Genomic DNA, 7058 nt, shown 5'->3' on the forward strand with positions numbered 1-7058 from the left:
GTGCGGCTCGGTGCCGGGGCCGCTCGCGGGGGCCTGGCCCGTGGTCCCCGCGGGCGGGTCGGAAGGGCCGGGCTGTGGGCGCTCGGGCGGATCGAGGAGCTGGTGCCGCAGTGCCAGCTGCCACATGGGCTTGCTGTACGGGAAGTCACGGATGGCCTGCCGGACGACGTCCTTCCAGTCCCAGCCGAGCGCGCCCTTCCTGCCCTCTCTCCTGATCTTCTCCCAGAAGGTGTCCCCCGTGTCGTCGGAGAAGGGCACCTTCTCGGGTGGCTGACCGAGCGCGCGGAGAAGCCGGCCTCGCTCGTCCTTGTCCTCGTAGAGACCGCATAACAGTCTGACGAGTGTCTTCCAGTCCTCGTCGGGGATCTCCCAGTCCGGGAACGCGAAGTCCTGGCCGTAAGGCTCCGGCCCGTCAGCGGACGCCATGGTTCTCCTCTGCGTCAGGTGGTGCGCGGCAGAACGATGAGGTGGGTGCGGATCTCGACGAGCCCGGTCTGGTTCACCACGTCCTGAGCGGCGATGTGCGCGGTGGCGGTCAGGCTCTCCACGGTCAGCGGCTGCTCCAGGAGCTCCTGGTAGAAGGCGGCGGCGAACAGGGCCGAGCAGTCGGCGTCGAGACGTCCCCGGTGGGCGATCACCACATCGGCGAGGCCGGTGAACATCTCCGCGATCCGGTCGCCGTCGCAGGACCTCAGCATCAACAGGCGCAGCCGGTGGTCGTAGTGGTCGGCGGCGAGGCGTAGCGTCTCGGCGAGGTCGACCGCCGCCAGGGACACGGGCTCACCCTCGCGGTCCTCCAGGATCAGCGAGGTCTCCGTACCGTGGCAGACCAGATGCAGGATGTCGGGGCGGAACCGTCGGACGAGCGTGAGGTCGGCCGGGGTCGCCGCGGGGCGCAGCCGGACGTCGAGCCGGTTCTCGGCGGCGTCCAGCACTTCCCGCAGCTCCGCCGCCGCGCGTACGTCTCCACGGCGGGCCGGTTCGGCGCCGAGCACCATGATCTTCAGCTTCTCCGTAGCGTCTGCCACGTGATCGTCTGCCGCGTGCGCCTCGGGCGGCGGGCAAGGCGCCGGGGAGCGGCTGAACACCCGGTTGTACGGGTAGTCCTGGCGGGCTCTGGCGAGGATGCGCCGACGGCCGTCCTGCATGATGCCGTCCACGAGCCGCCGCGAGACCCGTTCCCAGTACTCCTGGGGAGCCGTCGCCCCCAAGGGCAGAGCGTGGGCCGGATAACCGACGCCGATCAGGAAGAGTCCGGCGCTGTCCGCCCTGTCGTAGATGTCCGCCAGCGCACGGATCTCCTCCGGGAACAGCGCTTCGGGGTCAGCGGTCACAGCGCCACTTCCAGGCGCAGCGGGTCGCGCAGCTTGCGGTGGTAGCGGCGCAGGAGCGGGATCTTCACACCGGCCGTGACGGTGCAGGCGACGTCCGTCGCGGCGCCCGCGCCCGTGCGGATCACGGCGCTCAGTACATGGCAGCCGGACAGTTCGGTGGCGACCGTACGGCGGAACTCCCAGGCGGGTTCGGCCGCGTGGAGCCCGAGGGCCTCGACCCACGGCTGATGGGTGGTGAACCCGACGGTCCGGCCCATCTCGCCGAGGGAGGCGTCGGCGCCGAGCAGCGACAGCTGCGGACCCAGGCGGCGGGTGCGCGTGACCTGGACGGCGTCCGTGCGGCGCATCGGGTCCATGGAGTGGGCGATCGGCTCCGGCGCCCCGGGCTTCGTGGTGAGGGAGAGACCGACATGAGCGAATTCGAGCCGGGGCCGCTGCGCGGCCGACACGAACGTCACGGAGAGCGTGAGCAGGAAGAAGTCGTATACGTGCGACTGCTCCTGGTGATAGCGCGCGAGCTCGGGGTCGGCGGCGAGCCAGTCCGGTGTCAGGCGGCGGGCTTCCGGTCCGCCCAGCTTGATGCGTCCGGCCAGGGGCGGCTTCTCGTCGTCCGGGCGCGCGGGGTCGCCGCGCACCGCGTCTCCCGGGAGTAACTCGAGGTCCTGCTCGATGAGCTGCGGGTCGGCGAGCTCGATCATCCATCACCTCTCAGGCATAGCGGCCTGCCGAGGGAGACACCTTGGAGCCAGCCCCGCACGTCCCCTGTGGCAGCGTGGCACGAAAGATTAGCGATTGACCACTCTCCGGCACCCACGGAACCAGAAGTCCGTCGGCACGTCTCCGGCTTAGGGGGAAAGAGCGCCCGATCGAATGATCACACCTGCCACAGGGGCACCGCCCACGGGGGCACCGCCCACGGGGGGGACCGCCCGCAGGGGCACCGCCGGGTCCGTCAGGACTCGGCCCAGATGGAGCGGACGTGGCCCAGGTGGCGGGCCATGCAGGCCTCGGCCGCGGGTGCGTCGCCGGCGAGCATCAGGTCGAGGAGCTCGACGTGTTCCTGGGCGGAGGCGACCAGCATGCCGCGTTCGTCGAGCGCCGTCAGGCCGTAGAGGCGGGAGCGCTTGCGGAGGTCGCCGACGGTTTCCACGAGGCGGTCGTTGCCGTGCAGCGCCAGCAGCGTGAGGTGGAAGCGGCGGTCGGCGTCCAGGTAGCCGATGAGGTCGTGGTCGCGGGCGCGGGCGACGATCTCGTCCGCGACCGGGCGCAGCGCCTCCAGCTCCTCCCGGGTCGCGGACCGGGTGACCGCGCCGACCGTCGGGACCTCGATCAGCGCGCGCAGCTCCGTGTACTGGTCGAGGTCACGTTCGCTGACCTCCGTGACGCGGAAGCCCTTGTTCCGTACGGGCTCGACGAGGCCCTCGCGGGCCAGGTCCAGCATCGCCTCCCGTACCGGGGTCGCGGAGATCCCGAAGTCCGCGGCGAGCGCCGGGGCCGAGTAGACGCGGCCCGGCTGGAGTTCGCCGGAGATCAGGGCGGCACGCAGCGCATGGGCGACCTGGTCGCGCAGGCGCTCCTGCGCGGTGATGAGAGGGGACTGCTTCAACAGGCCACCCATGGCCTACCTCCGGGGCTGCGGTACTGCGTAGTGGTGTCGCGTCAGGTCGGTCGGTTCGTTCTGTGAGCCCTCAGAGTAGGAAACCTGCCGGGAAGGGATCGTCCGGGTCCAGGAAGTACTGCGCCGTGCCGGTGATCCAGGCGCGGCCCGTGACGGCCGGGACGACGGCCGGCAGGCCGCCCACCCGGGTCTCGGCGACCAGGCGGCCGGTGAAGCGGGTGCCGATGAACGACTCGTTCACGAAGTCCTGGTGGAGCGGGAGTTCACCGCGCGCGTGCAGCTGCGCCATGCGCGCGGAGGTGCCGGTGCCGCACGGGGAGCGGTCGAACCATCCCGGGTGGATCGCCATGGCGTGCCGGGAGCGGGACGCGTCCGATCCCGGCGCGGCGAGGTAGACGTGCTTCAGGCCGCTGATCTCGGGGTTCTCGGGGTGGACCGGGCGGTCGTCGGAGGCGTTGACCGCGTCCATGACGGCGAGGCCGGCCCTCAGCAGGTCGTCCTTGCGGGCGCGGTCGAAGGGCAGGCCGAGGGAGTCCAGCGGTACGAAGGCGTAGAAGTTCCCGCCGTACGCGAGGTCGTAGGTGACCGTGCCGTGGCCGGGTACGTGGATCTTGCGGTCCAGGGCCACGCTGAAGGCGGGCACGTTGGTGAGCGTGACCGCCTTCGCGGCGCCGTCCTCCACTTGTACGTCCACCGAGACCAGGCCCGCCGGTGTGTCGAGGCGGACGGTGGTGACGGGTTCGGTGACCGGGACCATGCCCGTCTCGACGAGGACGGTCGCGACGCCGATGGTGCCGTGGCCGCACATGGGCAGGGCCCCGGACACCTCGATGTACAGCACGCCGTAGTCGGCGTCGGGGCGGGTGGGCGGCTGGAGGATGGCGCCGCTCATGGCCGAGTGGCCGCGCGGCTCGTACATCAGCAGGGTGCGGACGTGGTCGAGTTCGCCGATGAGGTGGCGGCGGCGTTCGGCCATGGTGGCGCCGGGGATGACGCCGACGCCGCCGGTGATGACGCGGGTCGGCATGCCCTCGGTGTGCGAGTCGACCGCGTGGTAGACGTGTCGGGTACGCATGGCAGGAAGCTCCTCCGGTGGTGTGTCCGGTCCGGTCAGGTCAGGTCAGGTCCAGTCAGGTCAGGTCCGGGCCGGTCCGGGCCGGGCCGGGCCGGGCGTCAGTCCAGGCCCTCGGCCAGGGCCTTCTCGGTGGCGGCGCGTACGGCCGCGGTCTGCTCGTCCGTGAGCGGTGCGCGCGGCGGGCGGGTGGGGCCGCCGGGGCGTCCCGCGATGTCCATGGACAGTTTGATGGCCTGGACGAACTCCGTCTTCGAGTCCCAGCGCAGCAGCGGGTGCAGCGCCCGGTACAGCGGCAGCGCGAGGTCCAGGTCCTGGGCGGCCGCTGCCCGGTAGAGGGCGGCGCAGGCGCCGGGCAGGGCGTTCGGGTAGCCGGCGATCCAGCCCACGGCGCCCGCGAGGGCGAGTTCGACGAGGACGTCGTCGGCGCCGATGAGCAGGTCCAGGTCGGGGGCCAGTTCGGCGAGCTCGTAGGCGCGGCGGACGTCGCCGCTGAACTCCTTGACCGCGACGATGTGCCCGTCGGCGTGCAGCCGCGCCAGCAGGTGCGGGGTCAGGTCGACCTTGGTGTCGTACGGGTTGTTGTACGCGACGACGGGGACGCCCGCCTTGGCGGCCTCGGCGTAGTGGGCGCGCACGGTCGTGTCGTCGGCGCGGTAGGCGTTCGGCGGCAGGAGGAGGACGGAGCCGCAGCCGAGCTCGCCGGCCTGCTCGGCCCAGCGGCGGGACTCGGCGCTGCCGTACGCGGAGACGCCGGGCATGACGCGCGCCCCGTCGCCGGCGGCCTCGACGGCGACGCGGACCACGCGGGCGCGCTCGTCGTCGGTGAGCGTCTGGTACTCGCCGAGGGAACCGTTGGGCACGACACCGTCGCAGCCGTCGGCGATCAGGCGGGCGACGTGCTCGGCGTAGGCGTCGTAGTCGACGGACAGATCGTCGCGGAGGGGCAGCGCGGTGGCGACCATGATGCCGTGCCAGGGGCGGGTGCGGGTGTCCGTGGCCGGTGTCGGGGCCGGGGCCGGGGTGGGGGCCGGGGCCGAGGCCGGGCTCGTCGTCGGGGTCGTGCTGGTCATGGGTGGCTCCTTGGGCTGTGGTGGTGTGGTGGTGGTGTGGTGCCGGGTGTGGTGCCGTGGGGCGCCTGCGGCGGCTATGGGGTGGGGGCTTCGGGCGCCCCTGGTTCCGGGAGGGCCGCCAGGTGGCGGAGGGGGACGGGGCAGGAGAGCGGGCGGCGGTCCGGGGCGGGGGCGGTGCCCGCGAGGTGGGCCACCGCCTGGCCGCACACGCGGCCCTGGCACCAGCCCATGCCCGCGCGGGTGAGCAGCTTGACCGTACGGGCGTCCTGGGCGCCCAGTTCCGTGACGGCGTGCCGGACCCGGCCGGCGGTGACCTCCTCGCAGCGGCACACCTCCGTCGCGTCGTCCAGCCAGCCGGTCCAGCCGGGGCCCGGCCGGTGGGCGGTGGCCATCGCGTCGGCGAAGGCGCGGAGGCGGGCGCGGCGGCGGGCCAGGGCCGCGGTGCGGCGCGGGTCGCGTGGGGTGCCGTGCAGGGCGTGGGCGACGGCGGCCGCGGCGATCTCGCCCTCGGTGAGCGCCAGGTCGGCGCCGCCGATGCCGCCGGTCTCGCCCGCGGCCCAGACACCGGGCACGGAGGTGGCCTGGTCGGCGTCCAGGGTGAGGGCGGGAGTGCCGTCGGGGGTGCGGTGGGTGGTGCAGCCGAGGCCGGTGGCCAGCTCCAGCTGGGGCACAAGGCCGTGGCCTGCCGCCACGGCGTCGCACGGGATGCGGCGGCCGCTGCCCGGGACGGGCCGCCAGTCGCGGTCGAGGCGCTGGACCGTGACCGCTTCGACGCGCGTCGTGCCGTGGGCGGCGGTGACGGCGTGCCGGGTGAGCAGCCGGGTGGTGCGGCGGAGCAGCGCGCTGCCGTGGAGCGCGCCTTCGGCGAGCTTGGCGGGGTTGCGGAGCAGGGTGGGCAGTTCGCGGGCGTACGCGGTGTAGTCGGCGGCCTCGACGACGGCGGGTACCCGGGCTCCGGCCGCGGCGAGCGATCCGGCGACGGCCAGGAGGAGCGGGCCGCTGCCCGCGACGACCACCCGCCGGCCTGGCAGGACGAGCCCGGACTTCAGCATCGCCTGGGCGCCGCCCGCGCCCACGACGCCGGGCAGGGTCCAGCCGGGGAAGGGCAGTTGGCGTTCGTACGCGCCGGTGGCGAGGAGGACGGCACGCGCCCGGACGGTGGCGGGGGTCTCGTCGGGCCCGGCGACGGCGTGCAGCCGCCAGGCGCTGCACGGGGCGGTAGCGGCGCGCCCGTCGCCGTCGCTGTCGCCGTCGGCGCTGTCGTCCCGTACGACGGTCCAGACGTGGTGGGAGGGCAGGTAGGTGACGCGGTGGTGCTGCCGGTGCGTGTCGAGCCGGCGGGCCCGGGCGGCGAAGTGGCGCCAGCCGTGGTGCAGCGCCTCGGGGCGTGCGGCGCCGATGCCGGGCGCGGGGTGGCGGTAGAACTGGCCGCCCGGCCGCTCCCCCGCGTCCAGGAGCGTGACGCTCAGTCCGAGGTCGGCCGCGGTGACGGCGGCGGCGAGGCCGGCGGGGCCCGCGCCGACGACGGCGAGGTCCTGGAGGTCAGCGGGTGGGGTCGTCGTCATGGCCGGTGCCCTCCTGGGTCGTGACGGTGTCGCCGGGGCGTACGGGGACGAGGCAGGCGCGTTGGTTGGGGCGGCCGTTCACCGTGGCGAGGCAGTCGTAGCAGGTGCCGATGCCGCAGAACGCGCCGCGGGGCGCGGTGCCGCCGCGGGTGGTGCGCCAGGACAGGATCCCGGCGGCCCAGAGCGCGGCGGCGAGGGTCTGGCCGGGGAGTGCGGTGAGGGTGCGTCCGTCGAAGGTGAAGGTGTGGGGGGTGCGGGGGGTGGCCTGGACGAGGCCGAGGGGGGTGCGGGGGGTGCGGCTCATCGGGGCCTCCTTGGGGGTGCGGCGGGTGGTGGGTGCGGGATGGGTGCGTGCGGCGAACGTGCGGGGGGCAACCGACCGGCCGACGCACCGTC

The 7058-nt window shown here is 73.9% G+C and carries 8 protein-coding genes; all 8 read right to left on the minus strand.

The features are described from left to right. Positions 1-426, minus strand: a 426-nt coding sequence (locus HTZ82_RS07170; RefSeq protein WP_175408447.1) for an effector-associated domain EAD1-containing protein, incomplete at its 3' end; no start/stop codon positions are given. A 14-nt stretch (positions 427-440) separates the two neighbouring features. Further along, on the minus strand, positions 441-1334 hold the full coding sequence (locus HTZ82_RS07175) for an effector-associated domain EAD1-containing protein (RefSeq protein WP_175408448.1): 894 nt from the start codon (positions 1332-1334) through the stop codon (positions 441-443). Beyond that, a complete protein-coding gene (locus tag HTZ82_RS07180; RefSeq protein ID WP_175408449.1) occupies positions 1331-2032 on the minus strand; it encodes a hypothetical protein in 702 nt (233 codons plus the stop codon). The genes HTZ82_RS07175 and HTZ82_RS07180 overlap by 4 nt, the downstream gene beginning before the upstream one ends. Positions 2033-2286: 254 nt before the next feature. After that, positions 2287-2952, minus strand: coding sequence for a GntR family transcriptional regulator (locus HTZ82_RS07185; protein WP_175408450.1), 666 nt, complete (start codon positions 2950-2952; stop codon positions 2287-2289). Positions 2953-3022: 70 nt separating this feature from the next. Further along, positions 3023-4027, minus strand: a complete 1005-nt coding sequence (locus tag HTZ82_RS07190; RefSeq protein WP_175408451.1) for a proline racemase family protein — start codon at positions 4025-4027, stop codon at positions 3023-3025. A gap of 98 nt (positions 4028-4125) precedes the next feature. Continuing rightward, positions 4126-4989: a dihydrodipicolinate synthase family protein gene (locus tag HTZ82_RS07195; protein WP_254711686.1), complete on the minus strand. Its 864-nt coding sequence runs from the start codon at positions 4987-4989 to the stop codon at positions 4126-4128. A 182-nt stretch (positions 4990-5171) separates the two neighbouring features. After that, on the minus strand, positions 5172-6662 hold the full coding sequence (locus HTZ82_RS07200; RefSeq protein WP_175408453.1) for an NAD(P)/FAD-dependent oxidoreductase: 1491 nt from the start codon (positions 6660-6662) through the stop codon (positions 5172-5174). Further along, positions 6640-6966, minus strand: a complete 327-nt coding sequence (locus HTZ82_RS07205; RefSeq protein ID WP_175408454.1) for a (2Fe-2S)-binding protein — start codon at positions 6964-6966, stop codon at positions 6640-6642. The genes HTZ82_RS07200 and HTZ82_RS07205 overlap by 23 nt, the downstream gene beginning before the upstream one ends. Positions 6967-7058 lie beyond the last annotated feature (92 nt).

It is taken from the genome of Streptomyces sp. TRM64462 (genome assembly GCF_013362995.1).
Lineage (GTDB): Bacteria > Actinomycetota > Actinomycetes > Streptomycetales > Streptomycetaceae > Streptomyces.

What these genes read in the sequence shown, in the direction of transcription:
- HTZ82_RS07185 (WP_175408450.1), bottom strand. Translation starts at nt 2,952, where the DNA reads ATGGGTGGCCTGTTGAAGCAGTCCCCTCTCATCACCGCGCAGGAGCGC.
- HTZ82_RS07205 (WP_175408454.1), bottom strand. Translation starts at nt 6,966, where the DNA reads ATGAGCCGCACCCCCCGCACCCCCCTCGGCCTCGTCCAGGCCACCCCC.
- HTZ82_RS07190 (WP_175408451.1), bottom strand. Translation starts at nt 4,027, where the DNA reads ATGCGTACCCGACACGTCTACCACGCGGTCGACTCGCACACCGAGGGC.
- HTZ82_RS07200 (WP_175408453.1), bottom strand. Translation starts at nt 6,662, where the DNA reads ATGACGACGACCCCACCCGCTGACCTCCAGGACCTCGCCGTCGTCGGC.
- HTZ82_RS07180 (WP_175408449.1), bottom strand. Translation starts at nt 2,032, where the DNA reads ATGATCGAGCTCGCCGACCCGCAGCTCATCGAGCAGGACCTCGAGTTA.
- HTZ82_RS07195 (WP_254711686.1), bottom strand. Translation starts at nt 4,989, where the DNA reads ATGGTCGCCACCGCGCTGCCCCTCCGCGACGATCTGTCCGTCGACTAC.